The sequence below is a fragment of the Thiocapsa sp. UBA6158 genome (assembly GCF_002423035.1).
GTDB lineage: Bacteria > Pseudomonadota > Gammaproteobacteria > Chromatiales > Chromatiaceae > Thiocapsa.
Map to the genome: position 1 here is coordinate 22,967 of NZ_DIUM01000020.1, position 19,540 is coordinate 42,506.

At 65.7% G+C, this 19,540-nt stretch carries 19 protein-coding genes; 2 read left to right on the forward strand and 17 right to left on the reverse strand.

Features of this window, described 5'->3' with window-relative positions; genetic code table 11:
• Nucleotides 1-64 precede the first annotated feature (64 nt).
• The 4 genes from ureG to B4N44_RS02950 all read right to left on the reverse strand — a co-directional run bounded on the left by ureG (nt 65) and on the right by B4N44_RS02950 (nt 3,126).
• A complete protein-coding gene (ureG, locus tag B4N44_RS02935) occupies nt 65-679 on the reverse strand; it encodes an urease accessory protein UreG (protein WP_296696774.1) in 615 nt (204 codons plus the stop codon).
• A 10-nt stretch (nt 680-689) separates the two neighbouring features.
• The gene (locus B4N44_RS02940; protein ID WP_296696775.1) at nt 690-1,376 is read right to left on the reverse strand and encodes an urease accessory protein UreF; all 687 of its coding nucleotides are present in this window, start codon (nt 1,374-1,376) and stop codon (nt 690-692) included.
• Complete coding sequence (gene ureE / locus B4N44_RS02945) at nt 1,360-1,818, reverse strand: urease accessory protein UreE (protein ID WP_349681059.1); 459 nt, start codon at nt 1,816-1,818, stop codon at nt 1,360-1,362. Before ureE ends, B4N44_RS02940 begins: the two co-directional genes overlap by 17 nt.
• A 90-nt stretch (nt 1,819-1,908) precedes the next feature.
• Nucleotides 1,909-3,126: a phosphatase PAP2 family protein gene (locus B4N44_RS02950; RefSeq protein ID WP_296696779.1), complete on the reverse strand. Its 1,218-nt coding sequence runs from the start codon at nt 3,124-3,126 to the stop codon at nt 1,909-1,911.
• 169 nt (nt 3,127-3,295) lie between these two features.
• Between B4N44_RS02950 and mgtE the strand changes: the two genes are divergently transcribed.
• Complete coding sequence (gene mgtE / locus B4N44_RS02955) at nt 3,296-4,708, forward strand: magnesium transporter (protein ID WP_296696780.1); 1,413 nt, start codon at nt 3,296-3,298, stop codon at nt 4,706-4,708.
• Between the two features lie 140 nt (nt 4,709-4,848).
• On the opposite strand, the gene B4N44_RS02960 is transcribed toward mgtE, so the two are convergent.
• The 6 genes from B4N44_RS02960 to B4N44_RS02985 all read right to left on the reverse strand — a co-directional run bounded on the left by B4N44_RS02960 (nt 4,849) and on the right by B4N44_RS02985 (nt 11,649).
• On the reverse strand, nt 4,849-5,424 hold the full coding sequence (locus B4N44_RS02960; RefSeq protein ID WP_349681058.1) for a universal stress protein: 576 nt from the start codon (nt 5,422-5,424) through the stop codon (nt 4,849-4,851).
• The gene (locus B4N44_RS02965) at nt 5,307-5,825 is read right to left on the reverse strand and encodes a universal stress protein (RefSeq protein ID WP_296696783.1); all 519 of its coding nucleotides are present in this window, start codon (nt 5,823-5,825) and stop codon (nt 5,307-5,309) included. Before B4N44_RS02965 ends, B4N44_RS02960 begins: the two co-directional genes overlap by 118 nt.
• A gap of 48 nt (nt 5,826-5,873) precedes the next feature.
• Nucleotides 5,874-7,238 carry a hemolysin family protein gene (locus tag B4N44_RS02970; protein WP_296696785.1) on the reverse strand — a complete coding sequence of 455 codons (1,365 nt, stop codon included), beginning with the start codon at nt 7,236-7,238 and terminating at the stop codon, nt 5,874-5,876.
• A 22-nt stretch (nt 7,239-7,260) separates the two neighbouring features.
• Nucleotides 7,261-8,613: a hemolysin family protein gene (locus B4N44_RS02975; RefSeq protein ID WP_296696786.1), complete on the reverse strand. Its 1,353-nt coding sequence runs from the start codon at nt 8,611-8,613 to the stop codon at nt 7,261-7,263.
• Nucleotides 8,606-9,949: a hemolysin family protein gene (locus B4N44_RS02980; RefSeq protein ID WP_296696788.1), complete on the reverse strand. Its 1,344-nt coding sequence runs from the start codon at nt 9,947-9,949 to the stop codon at nt 8,606-8,608. The genes B4N44_RS02975 and B4N44_RS02980 overlap by 8 nt, the downstream gene beginning before the upstream one ends.
• Nucleotides 9,950-10,197: 248 nt before the next feature.
• Nucleotides 10,198-11,649: a glycosyltransferase family 2 protein gene (locus tag B4N44_RS02985; RefSeq protein ID WP_296696790.1), complete on the reverse strand. Its 1,452-nt coding sequence runs from the start codon at nt 11,647-11,649 to the stop codon at nt 10,198-10,200.
• Between the two features lie 364 nt (nt 11,650-12,013).
• Here B4N44_RS02985 and B4N44_RS02990 point away from each other — a divergent pair, with 364 nt between their 5' ends.
• Nucleotides 12,014-12,397, forward strand: a complete 384-nt coding sequence (locus B4N44_RS02990; protein ID WP_296696793.1) for a hypothetical protein — start codon at nt 12,014-12,016, stop codon at nt 12,395-12,397.
• Between the two features lie 43 nt (nt 12,398-12,440).
• Here B4N44_RS02990 and B4N44_RS02995 read toward each other — a convergent pair whose 3' ends face one another.
• The 7 genes from B4N44_RS02995 to B4N44_RS03025 form a co-directional block, all read right to left on the reverse strand.
• Nucleotides 12,441-13,352 (reverse strand): Tim44 domain-containing protein, encoded by a 912-nt coding sequence (locus B4N44_RS02995; RefSeq protein WP_296696794.1) that lies wholly within the window; start codon nt 13,350-13,352, stop codon nt 12,441-12,443.
• Nucleotides 13,353-13,473: 121 nt separating this feature from the next.
• On the reverse strand, nt 13,474-15,216 hold the full coding sequence (gene ggt, locus B4N44_RS03000) for a gamma-glutamyltransferase (RefSeq protein WP_296696797.1): 1,743 nt from the start codon (nt 15,214-15,216) through the stop codon (nt 13,474-13,476).
• Nucleotides 15,191-15,442 (reverse strand): YfhL family 4Fe-4S dicluster ferredoxin, encoded by a 252-nt coding sequence (locus B4N44_RS03005; protein ID WP_296696798.1) that lies wholly within the window; start codon nt 15,440-15,442, stop codon nt 15,191-15,193. Before B4N44_RS03005 ends, ggt begins: the two co-directional genes overlap by 26 nt.
• A 68-nt stretch (nt 15,443-15,510) precedes the next feature.
• On the reverse strand, nt 15,511-15,987 hold the full coding sequence (gene coaD / locus B4N44_RS03010; protein WP_296696800.1) for a pantetheine-phosphate adenylyltransferase: 477 nt from the start codon (nt 15,985-15,987) through the stop codon (nt 15,511-15,513).
• Nucleotides 15,988-16,073: 86 nt separating this feature from the next.
• Nucleotides 16,074-16,652, reverse strand: coding sequence for a 16S rRNA (guanine(966)-N(2))-methyltransferase RsmD (gene rsmD, locus B4N44_RS03015; protein ID WP_296696826.1), 579 nt, complete (start codon nt 16,650-16,652; stop codon nt 16,074-16,076).
• The gene (locus B4N44_RS03020; protein ID WP_296696802.1) at nt 16,639-17,997 is read right to left on the reverse strand and encodes a M16 family metallopeptidase; all 1,359 of its coding nucleotides are present in this window, start codon (nt 17,995-17,997) and stop codon (nt 16,639-16,641) included. Before B4N44_RS03020 ends, rsmD begins: the two co-directional genes overlap by 14 nt.
• Entirely contained in the window at nt 17,987-19,363 is a 1,377-nt protein-coding gene (locus tag B4N44_RS03025; protein ID WP_296696804.1) for a M16 family metallopeptidase, read from the reverse strand. The genes B4N44_RS03020 and B4N44_RS03025 overlap by 11 nt, the downstream gene beginning before the upstream one ends.
• Between the last annotated feature and the right edge of the window lie 177 nt (nt 19,364-19,540).

The following is a 19,540-nucleotide window of genomic DNA, read 5'->3' on the forward strand; positions in this document are numbered from 1 at the left end:
AGATCGAGGGCATCCCCGAAGCCAAATGCAGAATGTAAATGACGCATGTCGCTCTGGACGCGGTTTAAGCCCCAAGCATCCCTTGATGCTCGATGAATTGGAGGATTCTCTCCAGTCCCTCGCCGGTGCGCAGATTCGTGAAGACGAACGGCCGCTCCCCGCGCATGCGTTTGGAGTCGCGCTCCATGACCTCCAACGATGCACCCACGTAGGGCGCCAGATCGATTTTGTTGATGACCAGGAGGTCGGAACGGGTGATGCCCGGTCCGCCTTTGCGCGGGATCTTCTCGCCTTCGGCCACGTCGATGACATAGATGGTCAGATCGGCCAGCTCGGGGCTGAAGGTGGCCGCGAGGTTGTCGCCGCCGCTTTCGATGAAGACGAGGTCCAGGTCCGGGAAGCGGATCTGCAGATCATCCACCGCGGCCAGGTTCATCGAGGCGTCCTCGCGGATGGCGGTATGCGGACAGCCGCCGGTCTCCACGCCGACGATGCGCTCGGCGGGCAAGGCTTCGGAGCGGATCAGGAACTCCGCGTCTTCGCGGGTGTAGATGTCGTTGGTGACCACCGCCAACTGATAGCGCTCTCGCAGCGCCTTGCAGAGCGCGTCCAGCAGCGCCGTTTTGCCGGAGCCGACGGGACCGCCGACCCCGACGCGCAGGGGTGTTGCATCGACCATAGTGTCTCCTTCAGGAACGAAACAAGCGGGTGTATTGGGTCTCGTGTGCGGAGCTGGCGATCGCCAAGGCCGGAGTCGAGGCGCCGATCTCTTCGTCCGCGACCTCCAGGGCCGCGGTGACGGCGCTCGGGATGAGGGTTGCCAGTCGTGCCAGGGTCTGTTGGCCCCGCGTTTGGCCCAAAGGCACGAGCTTGATTCCGGCCAGGATCAGATTTTCGAGCCAGCTCCAGGCATAGCCGGACGCCGCATCGCGCGGCTCGATCCGCCAGGACGCCGCAGCGAAGGCGAATCCGGCGGCTTGGCTCCGGGCGAGCTGCGGTTTCCAGGCGAGCGCATCCTCCAGCCCCCAGGCGATGAGCAGATCGGCGAGCGCGCGTCCGCGATCGGATTCCTCGCGCCGCAGCTCGGCGGTTTCCCGCCCGGCCAAGAGTCTGTCGACCCAGCCGCCCATCCGTGCTCGATCGTGATCGAGCGCCGCCGCCTGCATCCGCACCAAGAGCGGGAGGTCCAGATACCGAAGACTGTTCCCGATCTGTTCGGCCATCCAGCCCTCCAAGTCGTCGGCATCGCGGATCCAACCGGTCTCGACCGCCCACTCGATGCCCTGCGAGTAGGTGAAGCCGCCGACCGGAAGCCCGGGGCTGACCAGATGCATCAGGCGCAACAGGGGCAAGGCCCCCTCAGTGCTCGTGTGCATGACCCGGATGATCCGCGCCCTGAGCGCCGTAGGCACCGGGCTCCGGCTCGAAGGCGGCGTCCACGAGCCTGACCTCGAGTCCGAGACCGCGCACCATCTCGTCGAGGACCTGATCCTGTCGGTAGCTGAGTCGTCCGGGCTCGATCTGCAGGGGTACATGCCGGTTGCCAAGGTGATAGCAGGCACGCGCGAGCAGCAGCGGCTCCGTGCTCTCCACGCGCGAGAGGTGCTCCGGTGCGGCGATGATGCGTGCGACCAGCCCGTCCTCGGCGATCAGTGCGTCCCCGTGATGCAGGATGGTGCCGCGGGGCAGAAAGAGTCCGGCCTCCCGGCCGTCGTCGAGCATGACGCGCAGCCGACAGCGCGTGCGCTGCTCCAACGTGAGCGTGAGGGTCACATCCGCCGGGATATCCGCGGCGGTCGTGCGAATGAAGCGGATCAAGGGTTCGGATTGCGGCACTGCTTCGCCCCGGTTGTGGTCAAGACTGCGGTCCTCGCAGGTGGTTGTCGATCGCTACGCGTGCGTCGCCGATCAGGGGTCGACCCGGATCACCTCGCCGTCGCCCGTCTGCAGGTCGAGCTCGGGCAACGGGTCCTGCGATGGATGGACCCGGATGTCGCCCGAGTCGATCCGCACCTCGACCCGATCCCAATCGTGCGCGACGATCCCCATGACGACCTTGGTGTCCTTCTCGGTGAAGACCCCCTGGTGGCTGACCCGATAGGTCAGCACCTGATGATCGCCGGTCAACTCAGGCTCGACCTTGCTCCAGGGCAGCCCGAAACCACGCGCCTCCAAGCGAATCTCGGCCGTGCGGTGTGCGCCGCCCGGCCAGAAGAGGATCACATAGGCCTGATCGGCGACCAGGCGCAAGACCTTGGGCTGTGGATCGAAATCGCCCGGCCGGACCCATTGGATCTGCACGTTCTTCAGCGGCGTCGCCAAGAGCACCGCTCCGACCATCAAGACCGCGACGAGGGCGTAGGCCGCCACCGTCAACTTGGGGCGTCGCAGCCGGGGTATCGGCGACGGCGGTGCCGCCGCCTCGTCGGCCTCGCGCCTCGGGATGCGCAGGACGAAATAATAGAGCCCCCAGGCAATCCCGTAGGCGATGACCCCGGACCAGATGACGTCCGAGAGGAAGTGATCGCCCGCGGCCATCCGCCCGATTCCGAGCAGGCTGCCGAAGGCGAGCGAGCCCGCGAGCGCCGTCCAGGCGAGCGCCGGCCTGCGTTTGCGCCAGATGATGAAGAAGACGCCGAGCATGTAGCCGATCGAGCTGTGTCCGCACGGGAAGGATTTGCCGTCGCCGTGCTCGGCGATCGCGAGCGGGGGGATATAGTCGCGCGTTCCGCCGAGCTGCTCGATCTGATGCGGTCTCGGCCGTCCCCAGTTGTCCTTGAAGACGCCGTTGACGATGAGTCCGGGTCCCAGGATGGTCGCGACGATCAGCAGGATCGCGTAACAGCGCAGCCGTCTGAATGACGGCCAGATCGCCCCGGCACCGAGAACGAGCAGTCCGCCGAGCATGACGAAGCCGGTCAGGAGCGGCGAGGCGACATAGAGGAAGGACCAAAGCGGCGCTTGGGCCTCGAACCAAGGGTCGTCCGCCTCCGGGTGATAAAAGAGCGCGGCGACTTGGATGTCCAGGTCGGTGAGCCAGAAGGGCAGGGTTCCGACCAGGGCAATCAGGAGGAGGGCGATGCCTTGCGGGATCCAATCCCGACGCGGTGCGGTGGTTTGGGACATGGGCCTTTCTTGTGTCTCAGTCGAAGTGCTTGAGCCAGAACGCCATCGGTTTCGGCGACATCATAACCCGGTCGGATTTGATTTGATCCGTCGGTCTTGCCACACTCCGGCGGGTTTCGAATCTCCGAAACGCCGATCAGCAATGCCACACCCCGGGACCGCCTCAGCCATGACAGAGACCACCGAAGCGCCTCGGCTGCGTTGGACCCGCGGCCGGCCCGGCGAGACACTCGACGTGAACCGTCCGGTGGTCAAGGCCATCGGGCGCTTGATCAAGGCGGGTGAGCGCGAGGAGATTCGCCGTCTGCTGCGAACCTGGCATCCGCGCGACATCGTCGAGCTGCTCGTGCAGCTTCCACTGAAGCGTGCGCGCAAGCTCTTTTTGGTCTTGCCGGCCGGACCCGCAGCAAAGGTGGTTGCGGGGCTCAACACCGATTTTCGCGGCGCCTTGCTCGAAGACGCCACGATCGAGCGCCTCGCCGAGATCCTCGATGGCCGGGATGTCGAGGACGTGGTCCAGGTCCTGACCGAGCTTCCCGACGAGGTCCAGGAGCGGCTCATCCCGCACCTGCGCGAGGCCGATGCCATCCGCGAGCTCAAGGCATATCAGGAGGATTCCGCCGGCAGCATCATGACCCGTAAGCTGGTCGCGGTGCCGCCGGACTGGAGCGTGGGCCAGGTCGTGGCCGAGGTGCGTCGTCGCGCCGATCTGATCAAGAAACTCTCGGCGGTCTATGTCGTGGATGCGGACCGCAGGCTCCTCGGCTATCTGAAGCTTCGCGACCTGCTGCTGCGCCCGAGCGACATCCCGGTGGAGCAGGTCATGCGCACCGATCTCGTCTCGGTCAGCTCGGATATGGATCAGGAAGAGGTCGTGCGGGTGACCACGGAGAACGACCTCGTCACGGTGCCGGTCGTGGATGCCGAGGGTCGTCTGCTCGGGCGCATCACCGCCGACGAGCTGCAACGCGTGGTCCGCGACGAGGCGGAAGAAGACGTGCGTCTGCTCAGCGGCGTCTCGCCCGACGCACGGCCCAACGACCCGGTGCTCGGCATCGTGAAGAACCGCCTGCCTTGGCTGCTCGCGGGGTTGGTCGGTGCGCTCGTCTCGGGCAGCGTCATCAACGCCTACGAGGCGCAGATCGCTGCCGCGGCCATCCTCGCGAGCTTCATCCCGATCGTCATGTCGATGGCCGGCAACGCCGGGATCCAGGCCGCGACGGTCGCCATTCAGGGCCTCGCGGCCGGCACACTCTGGATCGGTGATTTGCCCTGGCGTCTCGTCAAGGAGATGCTTGCGGCCTTGCTGAACGGGTCGATCGCGGCCCTGATCCTCGCCGCGATCGTTTTTGTCGCGGGACCCCTGGTGGGTGTCGCGGACCCGCTGCGTCTGGCGTTCACGGCAGGCGTCGCCTTGACCCTCGTCACACTGCTCGCCGTGACCATGGGCGCGGCGGTTCCGTTGATCCTCCACCACTTCCGCATCGATCCGGCGATGGCGACGGGCATCTTCATCACCACAGGCAATGACATTCTCGCGGTCCTGGTGTTCTTTCTGGTCGCTTCGCTGCTTTACCTTTGAGCGCTGTGCGAAACATCGATGTGCTCGACATCCGCACCCACTCCGCTCCGCAGCTCTTGTTCGGCGTGAGCCTCGACGGGATCGTCGACAGCGTGGCTGTCCACAAGGGGTTGATCGTCGCTGCGGTCGGAGTCCTGTCCTCAGGCATCCAGCGTCACAGGAGTGACGAAACCGGGCGGCTTGATGGCCAACACCGAGCAATCGACCTGCTGCAGGATCGTTTCCGCGGTGTTGCCCATGATCAGGCCGGGGATGCCGGTGCGGCCGACGGTACCCATGACGACAAGATCGACGTCGAGTTTTTTGGCCAGTGCGGGGATCTCTTTGCGCGCGCTTCCCCTGACGAGATGTGTCTTCAGCTTCGGACAATCGGACGCGAGCGGGACCGCGACTTCGGGGACTTCCCCCAAAAGTGCCTCCAAATTGGCTGCGCCGCGTTCTTTCACCTGCCTGACATAGGACGCGACGTACTTCTCCGGCGTGTCGACCGTGGTCCCGCGCATGAGGGCTTCGCCGACCGCGTCCCAGGCATAGGCAACATGCAGCTCCGCGCATTCGGACCGGGCCAGCGCGCTCGCGACCTCCAGAATCCGGCAATTCATGGCATGACGCGTCTCCTCGCCGGGTCGGTCGCTGTCGCCGACATCGACGGCCGCCAGGATTCGCCGGAAGGAGCCTGATCCCCTGCACTTGATGAGCCACACCGGACAGGGCACTTGCGCAAAAGGTTCATCTCATCGGTGCCGATCAATCTGCCCGACGAGGCCGCACCGTCCGGGGGGCGGATCACCAGGTCATGCCCCTCGGACAAGACCTCGCGGACGATCTCGAGGTACGGCGTGCCGATCAAGACATCGGTCCGAATTCGGTGGCGCCGCCCATACGGCTCGATCAGAGAGCTCAGGCGCACCCGCTGTTGGGCTTGCGCTGCGCCTTGCAGATCGTCGGAGGTCGTCCCGTCGCCGGACAGATGAATGCCCGCATGCAGGCGAGGGATGACCGCGACAACCGCGAGATCGGCCTGGTTGTGCGCCGCCAGTGCCACAGCACGCTCCAGCGCCGGCTGACAGGACTTTTCGGGATCGACGACGAACAAGATCTTCTTGAATCGTTCCATATCAGACTCCGATATCGCCGTCCCCGGGTCGGTCATCGCTATCGTTTCTCATGGTTTCGGCCACTCGCCGTTGGCTTCCGTTTCGGTCGAGGACGGCCCCCCGTCCGTCGCAGCGGCCGGCTCGACAGCAGACTCGAGCAGCGCAGTCGCCAAGACCTTGTCGATACGCCTACCGTCGAGGTCGATGACCTCCAAGCGCCAACCTTCCCAGGTGGAGATGTCGCCCGTGCTCGGCAAGCGGCCGAGCAGCCACATCATCATTCCCGAGAGCGTGTGATAGCGGCCCTTCTCTTCCTCGGGGACACGCTTGATTCCCAACCGGTCCTTCAGCTCGAGGATCGGAATCAAACCATCGAGCAGCCAGGAGCCGTCCTCGCGCTGCACGGCCCAGGATTCTTCCGTGCTCTGGGGGAGAAGCTCGCCGGTGACCGACTCGATCACGTCGCGTAAGGTCACCAGACCCTCGACCCCGCCGTATTCGTCCACGACGAAGACCATCTGACTGCCCGAGCTGCGGAACTGGTCCAGCAGCTCCATCCCCGTGAGCGACTCCGGGACATAGACCGGCGCCATTAAATCCTTTTGCAGATCGACCTGCTCGCCTGTGAGCGTTTGGTTGAAGAGCTGCTTGGAGGTCACGATGCCGATCATGTCGTCCAGGCCGCCCTCGCACACGGGGAAGCGCGAGTGAAATGACTCGGCGATGAGCGCAAGGTTCTCTTCCAGCGGTCGACCCACATCAAGCCAGACGACCTCCGAGCGTGGCACCATGAGCGAGCCGATCTGGCGATCGTCCAGTCGGAAGACGTTGCGCACCATGACGTGCTCGGTCTTCTCGATGACGCCCGCGTCCGATCCCTCTTCCAACATGGCGTGGATCTCTTCCTCGGTGACGGTCGGCCCCGGGGTCTCGCGTTGACCGATCAGCCTCAGCAGCAGCGCGGTCGAGCCTGCGAGCAAGTGGACGAAGGGGCGCGAGGCGATCGACAACAGGTACATGGGTCGTGCGACCAAGCGGGCGATGCGTTCCGGGTTGATTTGGCCGATACGCTTGGGCACGAGCTCGCCGACGACGATCGCGACATAGGTGATCATGACCACGACCAGGATTGTCGCGCCGACCTCGCTGGTGCGCTGCTCCATGCCGAGCCCCTGTAGCCCGATCGCGAGTGGCTCGGCGAGTGCCGCCTCGCCGAAAATCCCGCTGAGGATGCCGATCGAGGTGATGCCGATCTGGATCGTCGACAAGAACCGGTTCGGCTCCTCGCCGAGTCGCACCGCAATGGCGGCAGCGCGATCGCCATCGTCCGCAAGTCGGGCGAGGCGTGCCCGTCGCGCGGTGACGAGCGCGATCTCGGACATGGCGAACAGGCCGTTGAGAAGGATCAGGACGACAAGAACTAGAATCTCCATGGTCTCTGGCAGAGGTCAAGGATCAGTCCGCATCCTCCGGCTCGGCATCCCGATCGGCGGTGGCCTCCGGCACCTCGAACGTCAGGGTGGCCTGGCGGACACCGCGGCCGAAGAGACCGCTGACCTCGAAGTGCAGGCCGTTCCACCGGACCGCATCCCCGAGCACGGGCGGGCGGCCCAGCTCGCTCAGGATCAGCCCGGAGACGGTGTCGATCTCGGGGTGTTCGAGCTCGCGCCCGATCAGATCGCCGAGTGTATCCAGGCGCACCGTGCCTTGGACCTGATAACCCGAGGTACCCACCGGCAAGACATCCGGGACGTCCTCGACACCCTCCTCGATATCCCCGACCGCCTCGGCGCAGATGTCCTCCATCGTCAGGATGCCCGCGGTCCCGCCGTGCTCGTCCATGACCACGATCATCTGGTTGTGCACCCGGTCCATTGCGGCGAGGACATCGTCCAAGGTCGCGGTTTCGGGCAGGTAAGCGGTCTCTCGGACCACCGCGGGATCGAGGCCGGTGCCCGCGCGCAGCAGCGCCATCAGATCCTTGATGTGAATGGTCCCGATGATCTGGTCGAGACTGCCCTCGTAGACCGGATAACGGGTGTGTCGATGCCGATGCAGGATCTCGCGGAGCATGGCGTCGGTTGCGCCGACCGGGATCCCGCTCGCGCGCACCCGCGGCACCATCGCCTGCACGGCGGCGATCTCGCTGAAGTCGGCAAGCTCGAGGAAGATCCGACCGCTCTCCTCGCTCAAGAGGCCGCTCTCTTGGCTCTCGCGGGCGAGCGCCTCCAGCTCGTCCTGGCCCAGATAGTGTGCCGCGCTGCGCCCGCGCTTGAAGCCCACCAGACCAAGCAGGAGGTTTCCGGTGAGATTGAGCGCGCGGACCAAGGGATAAAGCATCAAGCCGATCACCAGCATGGGCGGGGTGACCCACATGGCGACCGTCATGGGCCGTGTCAGCGCAAGCGCCTTGGGGACCATCTCGCCCAAGACGATATGCAGATAGGTGATCGCGATAATGGCCAGCACCGCCGCGAGCCCGTGCGCCGTCATGAGCGCGCCCAGGTCGGTGAATCCCGCAAGCACAAGCCAGTCCTCGAAGTACCCGGCCAGGGTGTGCTCGCCGTACATCCCCAAGCCTAGGCTTGCGAAGGTGATGCCGAGCTGGGCCGTGGCGACGTAGCGATCGAGTCGCGCCGGGTCGTCGAGGATGCGGGCGATCCGCCGTGCGAGCGCATCGCCCGCCTCCGCCCGCGCGGCCATCGCGGCGCGCGAGGTGCCGATGATGGCGAACTCGGCGGCGACAAAGAGTCCGTTGAGGGCCACCAAGGCCATGACGATGATCAGGACGATCCAGAGCTCATGCATGAGCGTCTCCCGATGCGCCGCCGACGACCCGGACCACGACGGATGCGATCGCCGGGCCATCCATCGCCTCGATCTCAAACGCAAGGCCGATCACCTCGAGCCTGTCGCCCACCTCCGGGATGTTGCCGAGCTGCTCGAGCAACCAGCCGGCGAGGGTCTCGGCTTGACTGTCGTGCCAAACGACCGGGTCGGTGTAGGGGCGTGCCCAATCGATCGCCTCGTCGAGCGGGAGACGTCCGGGCAGGCGCCAACGGTTGTCGTCGAGCTGCTCGGGTGCAAGCTCGCTGTTGGATTTGAACTCGTCGGAGAGCTCGCCGATCAGCTCGCGCACGATGTCTTCCAGGCTGATGAGACCCTCGACGTCGCCGTATTCGCTCACCACCAGTGCAATGCGGGCGCGTCGATCACGCATCTGCCCCAGCACCCGATCCAGGGTCAAGCGGTTCGGCAGCGCCAGGAGCGGGCGGACCAGCGGCTGAAGCGCGAGGATCTCGCGCCCGCCGGCGGTCGCGATCGCCAGATCCTTGACATGGATGAAGCCACGCACGTTGTCGAGCCCGCCCCGGTGGACCACCAGGCGCGTGTAGGGCGACGCGTCAATCTCGGCCAAGAGCTCATCGAGCGGTGCGGCCAGATCCAGACTCGCGATCTGTCGCCGCGGCACCATGAACTGACGCACCGTGTGGCGGCTCAGGCGCAACACCTCGCGCAGACGCTTGCTCGCCTTGGCCTCCAGCATCCCGCCCTCGTTGCTCTCGCGGATCAGCAGCTCGATTTCGTCCGGAGAATGGACATGCCGATGACTGACCTCCGGGTCGATGCCGAACCGTCTCAGGATCAGGTTGCCGCTCCCGTTGAGCAGTCCGATGAAGGGATAAAACAGGACCAAGGACCAGCGCATCGGCAGGTAGGTGTACATGGCCGTCCCGACCGGGTATTGGAGCGCCACCGTCTTGGGGATCAGCTCACCGAGCACGACCTGAGTCGAGGTCAACACCACCAGGACGATGGTCGCCGACAAGGCATAGGCGCCCACCGTCTCCATCCCCCAGTCCGAGACCAGGAGTGCACCGAGCGCAAGCGCGATCGTCGCCTGTCCGAAGGCGCCGAGGATCAGGCTGGAGAGTGTGATCCCGATCTGGCAGGTGGCGATGTAGCGGTCCAGGCGCGTCGTGTCCTTAACGATGGGCAAGAGTGCCGCCGCGAGCCGATGTCCCTGCCGGGCAAAATGCTCGACGCGACTCGCACGAGCACCCACGATCGCGAACTCGGCCGCGACATAGAGTGCATTGATCAGGATCAGAATGCCGACGACGAGAAACATCCAGACGCTCATGGTGCGGCTCCGCCAGGGCAGCGACAGCGGCTCGAACGGCGAGGTACCGAGTCGGTCGGGTACTGTGGGGCCGGGACAAAGCCCGGACTGTGGGGGTCCGCGGAGTCGGTATCGTCGGGCTCGCCGACGACGAGCAGGGGTGTGTGGTTCATGTCGGAGAGTCTATCAGGCAAGCATGGGGGGCAAGCGTCGTCGTGCGTGCACCCGAATCAGCCGAATACAGCTTCGGCCGACCCGAGCGCATGGCTTCAGGATCCGGCGCCTGTTTGTTTCGACAGCGCGCGCCCGTCCAGGAACTGTAAGGTTCCCACGCCCAGCAGGCCGCCGATGACCATGACCAGATAGATGACGGTGACCGGCTGCTCCATCAGGGCAAAGCCCAAGAGGCCGAGGCCGGCACTCAGCTCCAGGAGTCCGTTCGGCCAGCGCACCATCCTGCGCGGGCCGGCCGTGATCGCGCCCTTCGGCGTGCGCACGAAGGGACTGCGATAGCCGAGCAGGGCCTCCAAGCCGGCGCGCGCATTGGAGAGAAGCAGTCCGGTGGTCAGGAAGAGGGCACTGAGGACCTCCGTCGCGGTTGGCCTGGCTCCGGAGCGGACGCCCGCGAGTGTCAGAAAACCGATGGGTGCTGCGAAGCCAAGTATCGAGGTGAGGATCGCGACTCGGCTCAGTGCCTCGCCGGGAACCGCCGCGCCCGCGATGAAGGGCAGCCCCAAGATCACGCAGGCAGCGCCGATCAGGAACGCCAGGGGTTGACCGAGCTGGAAGCTGATCATGACCTTCTGCCAACGCGGCAGCGCAGGGCTGGCCCAGATCATCGGCAGCAGTTTCACGAAGCACTGAGCGAACCCCTTGGTCCAGCGAAACTGTTGGGTCCGCCAGGCGCGCACCGAGACGGGCAGCACGCCGGGGACCGGGAGATCCTTCATGAACCCGGAGCGCCACCCGCGCAGACGGGCCCGCAGACTCAGGTCCAGGTCCTCCGTGAGGGTGTCGCCCTGCCAGCCGCCGGCGTCCTCGATCGCACGGCGACGCCAGACTCCGCAGGTTCCGTTGAAGGGGACCGGCAGACCCAGACGCCAACGCGCCTCCTGCTCGACCTGGAAGTGAGAATCGAGCAGTCGCGCCTGCGTGCGAGTCAGCAGACTGTCGTCCCGGTTGATGTGTGCCCAGCGGGCTTGGACGTAGGCGAGATCGGGCTGTGCCAGCAAGGGGTCGATGATTTTTCGCAGGAAATCCGACGGCGGCATGAAATCGGCGTCGAAGATGGCCACGAACTCCGCATCCGAGCGCTCGAGGCCGGCCGCCAGTGCACCGGCCTTGAAGGCGGTGCGTTTGATCCGATGCAGGAGCTCGATCTGGACACCTTCCCGGCGCAGCTTCGCAACGGCCCGCTGGCTGAGCGACAGCGAAAACTCGTCGGTGCTGTCGTCGAGCACCTGGATCTGCAAACGGTCTCTCGGCCAATCCAGGGCCATCACGGCCTCGAGGACGCGATCGACCAGCTCGCCCTCGTTGAAGAGCGGCAGCTGAACCAGCACCGACGGGAGCGGGCTGGCGGTCGGTGCCGTCGTGAGGAGACGTCGAGCCGGCATCAGCAGACGCGCGAGCATGAGTCCGAGAAGATTGAGCGATGACATCGCCAGGAGGATCAAGCCAAGCGTCAGGAGCAGCTCGACAATCGGTTCCGCTGCGAGCATGTGAATATATCCGTAGGATCTGAATCGGTTGTAAGGATGAGGTTGGCCGGTCGACCGGCGGTGAGGGCAACGGGGCGAGCATATGGCGAGAACCCCGGCAAGGACGTCTCGATTCGAGTCGCGGGTTCGGATCCTTCGCCGATCATCCGACTGATCGGCGGCTCCGCTCGTCCGCGCGACAGGATAGAGCGAGCTGTATCGCGACGGCAAGAGCCGCATCGCGCAGCCTGTCTTGATTCGTGCGTGAAAGGTCCTCGAGCGACGAAAGGCGGCATACAAGCGCGTTGTGCCTCGTAAAATCAGGCCGCTATCCTAATGTCCAATATCAAGCCGCCATCCGACCCTCCAACCGCAGGCACCGGACATGCTCGATCTTATGCAGCAGATCGCCGTGCGTTTCGCACCGGCGCGCGCCTTCTTCATCGGCCTCTCGGTTGTCGGAGCATTGGCCGCGGGGATCTCTTTGGTCGCATTCGACGCGGCGAAGGGTGATCTGGTCCTATTTCCCGCCTTGGTCGTACTTCTTTGGGCCGTGCTGGGGGTGGTCTTTGTCGATCTGTTTGCCCGAATCCCGGGAGTTCCCGAGGCGGGCGGCGGCTGGCGCCGATGGATGCGGAGGCTGTTGCGAAGGCTCTACTGGCTCCTTGCCATGGGCTTTTTGATCCTGGGCTTGATCGCCGTGGATGTGAGTTTCTCCATCGCACGCGAGTGGTTCAACGACAGGGCGCCGATCGGGCAAGACAAGTAAGGATGCCGGCCTGCGCCGCGTGCGGCGCAGGCCGGACCCGGGATTATTTTTCGACCTGCTGGATGCCGGCAATATGCCAGTCGCCCTCGGCGCCGTCCCAGCGATGCTGGACATGCCAGATCTCGCTGAACGCGTCGGCCGCGCCCTTCTCGTCCTCACGGATCAGGCCGGAGAAGAGCACGCTCGCCACGACCAGATCGCCCTCGCGACGTACACCGATCAGCTCGGCATTCAAACGCACGACCTCGGTGGATTGGCTCCCTTCGGTCTTGAGACGCTCGCGCTGTAGATCCGCGAAGAGTTCGGGTGTCATGTATTCGCGGATACCGTCGAAGTCGGCTTGGTCCCAAGCCGCTTGAAGATTGATGAAGTGCGACTTCGCGCCTTCCAGGAAGCCGGCGCCGTCGAACCAGCTCGGTGACTGGTTGTCGCCGGCCACCGGGCCGCCCTGAGCGCCCATGCCCGGGTGCAGGATGCCGCTGTCCGCCTGTCCGCGGCGCTCGTAGGCCGGAGCGGATCCGGCGTGTGGGAACCCGCCGCCCACACCGGCCGCGGCCATCGCCGGTTTGGCCTGGTTGCGCTTCCACATGCGAAACAGCATGAAGCCCCCGACCGCAAGCAGTGCGATCAGCAGGAAGTCCATGATCTGAAAACCCTCGAAGCCGTCGCCGAAGAACATGGAGGCCAGGAGACCGCCGGCCGCAAGACCGGCCAAGGGGCCGAGCCAACGGCTCGCACCGCTCGCCGGACGTTGGCCGGCAGCGGCTTGGGCCGCATTGGGCTGGGCCGGACGTTGCGCCGTCGCGGCGGGTTGGGCCTGGCGTTGCATCCCGCTGGACTGCTTGCCGAGGTTCATGCCGCCGCCCATGCGCTTGGCCTCGACATCGGCGGGGACGGAAAGGACGGTGACCGCAATGATGGCGACGGCCGCGGTCATGAGTGTTTTGAATCTCATGCGAGTCGGGACTCCTCGGTAGGTGAGTTGATGTGATCAATGTCGAATTCGACGGTAACCCTTTAGCATCCGGGCTGCGGCGCGAAAAACAATTCGAACCTGGCCGCCGTAACCGCCGGATTCACCGAGTCTCGGCGTGCCCGGCACCGCGCGGATCGCTCGCGGCCTTCACCTGCCCGTTCGCGCGGTCCCAGAGGATCGCCTGCATGTCTCCGATGGGGCGGATCAGCAGCTCGAGCCGATGCCCCATCGCGGTGAGATCGCGCTGTTCGGTCGGGCTCAGTGCACCGGACTCGAACTCGAGCCGGTCCGGAAGATATTGATGGTGGACCCTGGGTCGCGCGATCCAGTCCTCGAGCGGGATCCCGTCGACAGCTCCCAGAACACCCTGCAGCACCATCGTAATGATACGACTGCCGCCGGGTGTGCCGAGGATGGCGACCGTCTCGGGCGACTCGAGAAAGGTCGGCGACATGCTCGAGAGCATGCGCTTGCCGGGGGCGATGGCGTTGGCCTCCCCGCCGACCAAGCCGTAGGCGTTCGACACACCGGGCTGTGCGGAAAAATCGTCCATCTCGTCGTTCAGCAAGACACCGGTGCCCGGCGGGACGAATCCGGAGCCGAAGGGATAGTTGATGCTGAGTGTCGCGGCAACCCGGTTGCCCTCGCGATCGAGAATCGAGAAGTGTGTGGTATCGCGGCCCTCGGAGGCGGGCGCATCGGTCTGGACGGTCGTGCTCGGCGTGGCACGGGTCGGATCGAAATCGCGGATCAGGCCGGCCGCATAGTGCGGATGCGTCAGTCGTTCGATCGGCATCTCAACATGATCGGGGTCGCCGAGGTAGCGCGCGCGGTCGCGATAGGCCCTGCGCATCGTCTCGACGAGCGCGTGGACCCGAGCGGTGTCGGATTCCGGCTGTGGCTCGATGGCGGAGAGCATGTTGAGGATTTGGGCCAGCAGCACGCCCCCGGAAGAGGGCGGTGCGGCACTGACGAGGCGCCAGTCGCGAAAGTGCGCGACGACCGGCTCGCGCTCCACGGCACGGTACTCGGCAAGGTCCTCGAGTGTCCAGATCCCGCCCGCGGCACGCACACCGGACACCAAGCGGTCCGCGGTCTCGCCGGCATAGAAGCCCGCATGGCCGCCGCTTGCGAGTCTCTCCAGGGTGTCGGCGAGATCGGGCTGGCGCAGACGATGTCCGCGCGGCGGCACCTCGTCGTCGACCAAGAACTGCGCGGCGGCTGCCGGCGAGGTCTGTAGTGCGGGTAGACGCCATGCGGCGACGCGCCGATACCCGTCGCCGATCTCGAAACCGTCGCGCGCGAGAGCGATGGAGGGAGCGAGGGTCTGTGTCAACGGCAGGCGTCCGTAGCCTTCTGCAAGATGCGCGAGCGCGGCCGGTGTACCGGGGATACCTGCGGACAGTGGGCCGACAAGGGCCGACTCGGGGACGAATTGTCCGGCGTCGTCGAGAAAGAGATCGCGATGTGCCGCCAGCGGCGCACGCTCGCGTCCGTCGAGCATGATCTCGCGGCAGTCGTGCGCGCGATGAATCAGCCAGAAGCCGCCGCCGCCGATCCCCGACCCGTAGGGCTCCACCACCGCCAAGGCGGCGCTGACCGCGACGGCGGCATCGAAGGCGTTGCCTCCGGCGTCGAGGATTCTCAGACCGGCTTCGGTCGCCAAGGGATGAGCCGTGGCAACCGCAGCCCGATCGGGACGGACAACGGGCCCATCGCAGGCGGCTCCGACCTCCGCGGATACAAGCAGGAGCGCCGCGATCCACGCGCCGCCGCACCACGGGGCGCGGTGTCGGCTTGCGGTGCTCCGGGCGAGGTCAGCTCTCGCCGGTGATGCGCTCATACTTGGCCCGAAGCTCCTCCTCGGTCTCTTCGTGATCCGGATCCTTGATGATGCAGTCGACCGGGCAGACCTCGACACACTGCGAGGTCTCGTAGTGGCCGACACACTCGGTGCAGAGCGAGGGTTCGATCACATAGATCTCGTCGCCTTGCGAGATGGCGCCGTTCGGGCACTCGGGCTCGCATACGTCACAGTTGATGCACTCGTCGGTAATAAGCAGTGCCATGAGATGACTCCTGGTCGAGGGGGGTTAGGGTAGCTGAACCCAAAGGGCTGTATGGGGATGCGCGGATCTTATCCAAACCGCTCGTTCAGTGCAGCCTGTACCGCAGGCGCCACAAAGGTCGAGACATCCCCGCCGAGCCGTGCGATCTCGCGTACCAGCGAGGAGGAGATGTAGGAGTAGGTCTCGGCCGGCGTCAGAAACAGAGTCTCGATGTCCGGGGCCATGCGTCGGTTCATGCCGGCCAACTGGAATTCGTACTCGAAGTCCGAGACCGCGCGCAAGCCACGCATGATCACGCTGACACCGAGCTGCCGGGTGAATTCCACGAGGAGGCCCTGAAAGGGCATGACCTCGACGTTATCGCGCGGCCCGAGCGCCTCTCGGACCAAAGCCACACGCTCGTCGGTCGAGAACAGAGGCGCCTTGCCCGTATCCACGGCCACGGCCACGATCACACGGTCGAACAGTCGCGCAGCGCGCAAGATCAGATCGGTATGACCATTGGTGACGGGATCGAATGTCCCCGGATAAACCACGCGTCGCAAACCCGTTTCCTCGCTCGGATGAAGAGCCCGGAGCCCCCGGGCCGTCGGCGGTGCGCACAATACCACAGCGCAGGCTCGGGTAGGAGTCAGGCGGCTTCGGCATCCGAGCCGACGAGGACGAGCCCGTAGTGCACCTGCCCGGCCGTTTTGTCCCGAACGAGATCCCAACCCGCCGGCAGATCCGGAAACTCGCCGTGCGCCGGGGCCTCCAGATAGACACGACTGCCCGGTTTGAGCCAGCCCCGGTGGGCCAAGCGCTCGATTGCGGGTGCCCAGAGCACCTCCGCGAAGGGCGGGTCGAGGAAGACGATATCGAACGGCGGGCCCGAGCCGTCGAGCCAGCGGATCGCATCGCCGCGCAGGATCCGCGTCTCTTCGGCGCCCAGTCGACGGGCGTTCTCTTCAAGCTGGCGCGCCACCGCGCCGGACTGCTCGATGAGGACGACCTCGCCGGCGCCGCGCGAGGCGGCCTCGAATCCCAGCGCGCCGCTCCCGGCAAAGGCGTCGAGACAGCGCGCACCCGGAACCACGGGCGCCAGCCAGTTGAAGAGGGTCTCGCGCACGCGATCGGACGTCGGCCGCAGCCCGGTTTCGCTGGGGATCGGCAGGCGACGGCCGCGATAGCGACCGCCGATGATGCGCAGCTCCCCTCTAACCTTCTTCACCGACACGCGCGGTCTGCTCGGTGCCGCCCCCCACCACTACGATGGCCAGTCGATCCGGATGGAGACGACGCGAAAAGGCCTCCTTGATCTGCTCGGCCGTCACCGCCTCGATACGGTCGTTGAAGCGGTCGAGATAGTCCAGCGGCAGGTCGTAGAAGCCGATGACGGCGAGATACCCGACGATGTCCGAGTTGCTTGCGATCCGCAGCGGGAAGCCGCCGGTGATGTTCTTCTTCGCCGCGGTGAGCTCAGCCTCGCTCGGTCCCGATTCGATGAAGCGGTGCAGGGTGTCGAGCATGACCTCGCGTGCCTGGTCGGCCTGATCGTTCTTGGTCTGCAAGCCCATCAGGAAGGGCCCGGGCTGCGCCAAAGGCAGGAAATAGCTGTAGGTGCTGTAGGAGAGTCCGCGCTTCTCGCGAATCTCCTCCATCAGCAGGGAGACCAATCCGCTGCCCCCGAGGATATGGTTGCCCACGTAGAGTGTGAAATAGTCCGGGTCGCCGCGACGCATGCCGGGCTGGCCCGCCACCACCGTGGTCTGGCTGGACGGGAAGGTAATCTGCTCGGTCACCGCGACATCCAGATCCGCCACGCCGGGCAGCGGCGCCAACTGCTCGCCCTTCGGAAGGCCGGCGGTGATCCGGTCCGCGAGCGCCTCGGCTTGCGCACGGTCGAGCGCACCGACGATCGCCACCACCGCGTTGGCCGCCGTGTAATGACGCCGATGGAAGTCGACCAGATCCGCGCGCATGATCGCCGTGACCGTCTCGGCCGTGCCGGACGGGTCCGCCGCGTAGGGATGGCTGCCGAAGATCTTGCGATAGAGCGCCTTCTGCCCGACGGTGCGCGGCGACTCATCGTCCTGACGCAGTGCGATGAGCCGATTGCGGCGTTCCCGCTCGAGATCGGCATCGGCAAAGGTCGGGGCGCTCACCAGGGTCGCGAGTGTCTCCACGGCCGTGTCCATGGCAGGCTGTCGGGTCAGGGTGCGCAGCGACACCGTGGTCTTGTCGCGATCCGCGCTGGCGCCGAGCTTGGCGCCGACATCCTCGATCCTGACCGCGATCGCGTCGGCGTCCCAATCACCCGCGCCCTGAGTGAGCATGTCGGCCGTCATGGACGCCAGGCCCGAGCGTTCGCCGTCGCGGGCACTGCCGGCATCGAAGACCAGATTGACATCGACCATCGGCAGCTCGGGCGAGGCGACGAAGAGCACGCGGGCGCCGCTCGCGGCCTGCCAGGTCTGGATCTCGGGGGCGGCGTGAAGTGGCCCGGTGCTGCCCAAGACGCCGACGAGCAGGAGCGTGCTCGACCAGACGGAGACTCGGCGGGGATCAGTGCACATTGGTCTGCATCTCCAGCGCGACCGGCGCGCGCGCGGTTTGTTTGTCGTCCATCGGTTGCGGATCAAGTACGCCGACGGTGAGCTTTTCGGGCACCAGGTATTTTCGAGCGACGGCGCGGACCTGCTCGGGCGTGACTGCCGCGAGTCGGTCGACGTAGGTCTCGGAGAGCTCCCAACCCAGGCCGACCGTCTCCAGTTGGCCGAGGATCATGGCCTGGTAGAAGAGAGAGTCGCGCTCGTAGACCTTGTCCGCGATCAGCTGATTGCGCACGCGCTCCATCTCCCGGTCGTCGACGAGCTCGGTTCGGACGCGCTCGATCTGTGCGAGCAGCGCCGCTTCGACCTGCTCGATCGTCTGTCCCTTGGCCGGCACGCCGCTCAGCATGAACATGCCCGGCAGGCGACCGAAGGCGCTGTAGCTTGCGCTCGCCGAGGACGCGATCTGGCTGCCGCGCACGAGCTCACGCTCCAGCCGGGTGCTGCTCCCGCCGTCCAGGACCGAGGTCAAAACCTCGAAGGCATAGGGTTCCCGGGTCTCTTCGGCATCGATCAGGGCCGGCGCTTTCCAACCCATCAGCAGATAGGGCTCTTGCGCGGGTGCCTTCACGACGATGCGCTTGGCCCCGAGCTGCTCGGGCTCGGGTTGCATCTTCGGCGGCCGGATCCGCTCGGGCGCGAGCGGGCCGAAGTGCTTCTCGGCCAACCGGAAGACCTCCTCCGGATCGACATCGCCCGCGACGACCAGGGTTGCGTTGTTCGGGGCGTACCAGAGGCGGTACCAGTCGCGCAGATCCTCGACGCTTGCCTGCTCCAGATCGCCGGCCCAGCCGATCACCGGGATGCGGTAGGGGGAGGCGACGTAAGCGACGGCGTTGAAGCGTTCGAAGGTCAGGGACTGGGGGTTGTCGTCGGTGCGGGTACGGCGCTCCTCCTTGACGACCTCCAATTCTTTGGCGAACTCCTCCGCCTCCAAGGCGAGATTGCGCATGCGCTCGGCCTCGAGCTCGAAGGCGATCTCCAAACGGTCGTTCGCGAGCGACTGGAAATAGGCGGTGTAGTCACGCCCGGTGAAGGCGTTCTCCTCCCCGCCGTTCTCCGCGATGATGCGCGAGAACTCGCCCGGGGCGAGCCGCTCGGTACCCTTGAACATCATGTGCTCGAGCAGGTGCGACACGCCGGTGATCCCGCCGTACTCGTAACTCGATCCCACCTTGTACCAGACCTGCGAGATGAGGATCGGGGCGCGTCGGTCCGGTTTGACCAACACCTTGAGGCCGTTGTCGAGTGTCCGTTCATAGACGGTTTGGGTCGCCGACAGCGCAAGGGCCGGCAGACACAGGAACAGGCTGAGAAGGATTCGGTGCATGGAGACTCCGGTCGGATGCAGTTCGGAAGGCGCAATCGCGCCCCTGCGCGCAACGTTGGGGCAGAGCCGGGGCCTTGGTAGTTCCCGGAGATGACGGTTTGTTAAGGCCGGGGTTGCCTCGGCCCGAGCGGGCGAGGTCCGGGCGAGCCTCGGGCGATCTGATCGCGGCGATCTGAT

Coding starts and splice junctions, on each gene's coding strand:
- ggt (WP_296696797.1), bottom strand. CDS start 15,216: ATGAGCGCATCACCGGCGAGAGCTGACCTCGCCCGGAGCACCGCAAGC.
- B4N44_RS02990 (WP_296696793.1), top strand. CDS start 12,014: ATGCTCGATCTTATGCAGCAGATCGCCGTGCGTTTCGCACCGGCGCGC.
- B4N44_RS02975 (WP_296696786.1), bottom strand. CDS start 8,613: ATGCATGAGCTCTGGATCGTCCTGATCATCGTCATGGCCTTGGTGGCC.
- B4N44_RS02950 (WP_296696779.1), bottom strand. CDS start 3,126: ATGTCCCAAACCACCGCACCGCGTCGGGATTGGATCCCGCAAGGCATC.
- ureG (WP_296696774.1), bottom strand. CDS start 679: ATGGTCGATGCAACACCCCTGCGCGTCGGGGTCGGCGGTCCCGTCGGC.
- B4N44_RS03005 (WP_296696798.1), bottom strand. CDS start 15,442: ATGGCACTGCTTATTACCGACGAGTGCATCAACTGTGACGTATGCGAG.
- B4N44_RS02980 (WP_296696788.1), bottom strand. CDS start 9,949: ATGAGCGTCTGGATGTTTCTCGTCGTCGGCATTCTGATCCTGATCAAT.
- mgtE (WP_296696780.1), top strand. CDS start 3,296: ATGACAGAGACCACCGAAGCGCCTCGGCTGCGTTGGACCCGCGGCCGG.
- B4N44_RS03025 (WP_296696804.1), bottom strand. CDS start 19,363: ATGCACCGAATCCTTCTCAGCCTGTTCCTGTGTCTGCCGGCCCTTGCG.
- B4N44_RS02965 (WP_296696783.1), bottom strand. CDS start 5,825: ATGGAACGATTCAAGAAGATCTTGTTCGTCGTCGATCCCGAAAAGTCC.
- B4N44_RS02940 (WP_296696775.1), bottom strand. CDS start 1,376: ATGCACACGAGCACTGAGGGGGCCTTGCCCCTGTTGCGCCTGATGCAT.
- B4N44_RS02995 (WP_296696794.1), bottom strand. CDS start 13,352: ATGAGATTCAAAACACTCATGACCGCGGCCGTCGCCATCATTGCGGTC.
- B4N44_RS02970 (WP_296696785.1), bottom strand. CDS start 7,238: ATGGAGATTCTAGTTCTTGTCGTCCTGATCCTTCTCAACGGCCTGTTC.
- B4N44_RS03020 (WP_296696802.1), bottom strand. CDS start 17,997: ATGTGCACTGATCCCCGCCGAGTCTCCGTCTGGTCGAGCACGCTCCTG.
- B4N44_RS02985 (WP_296696790.1), bottom strand. CDS start 11,649: ATGCTCGCAGCGGAACCGATTGTCGAGCTGCTCCTGACGCTTGGCTTG.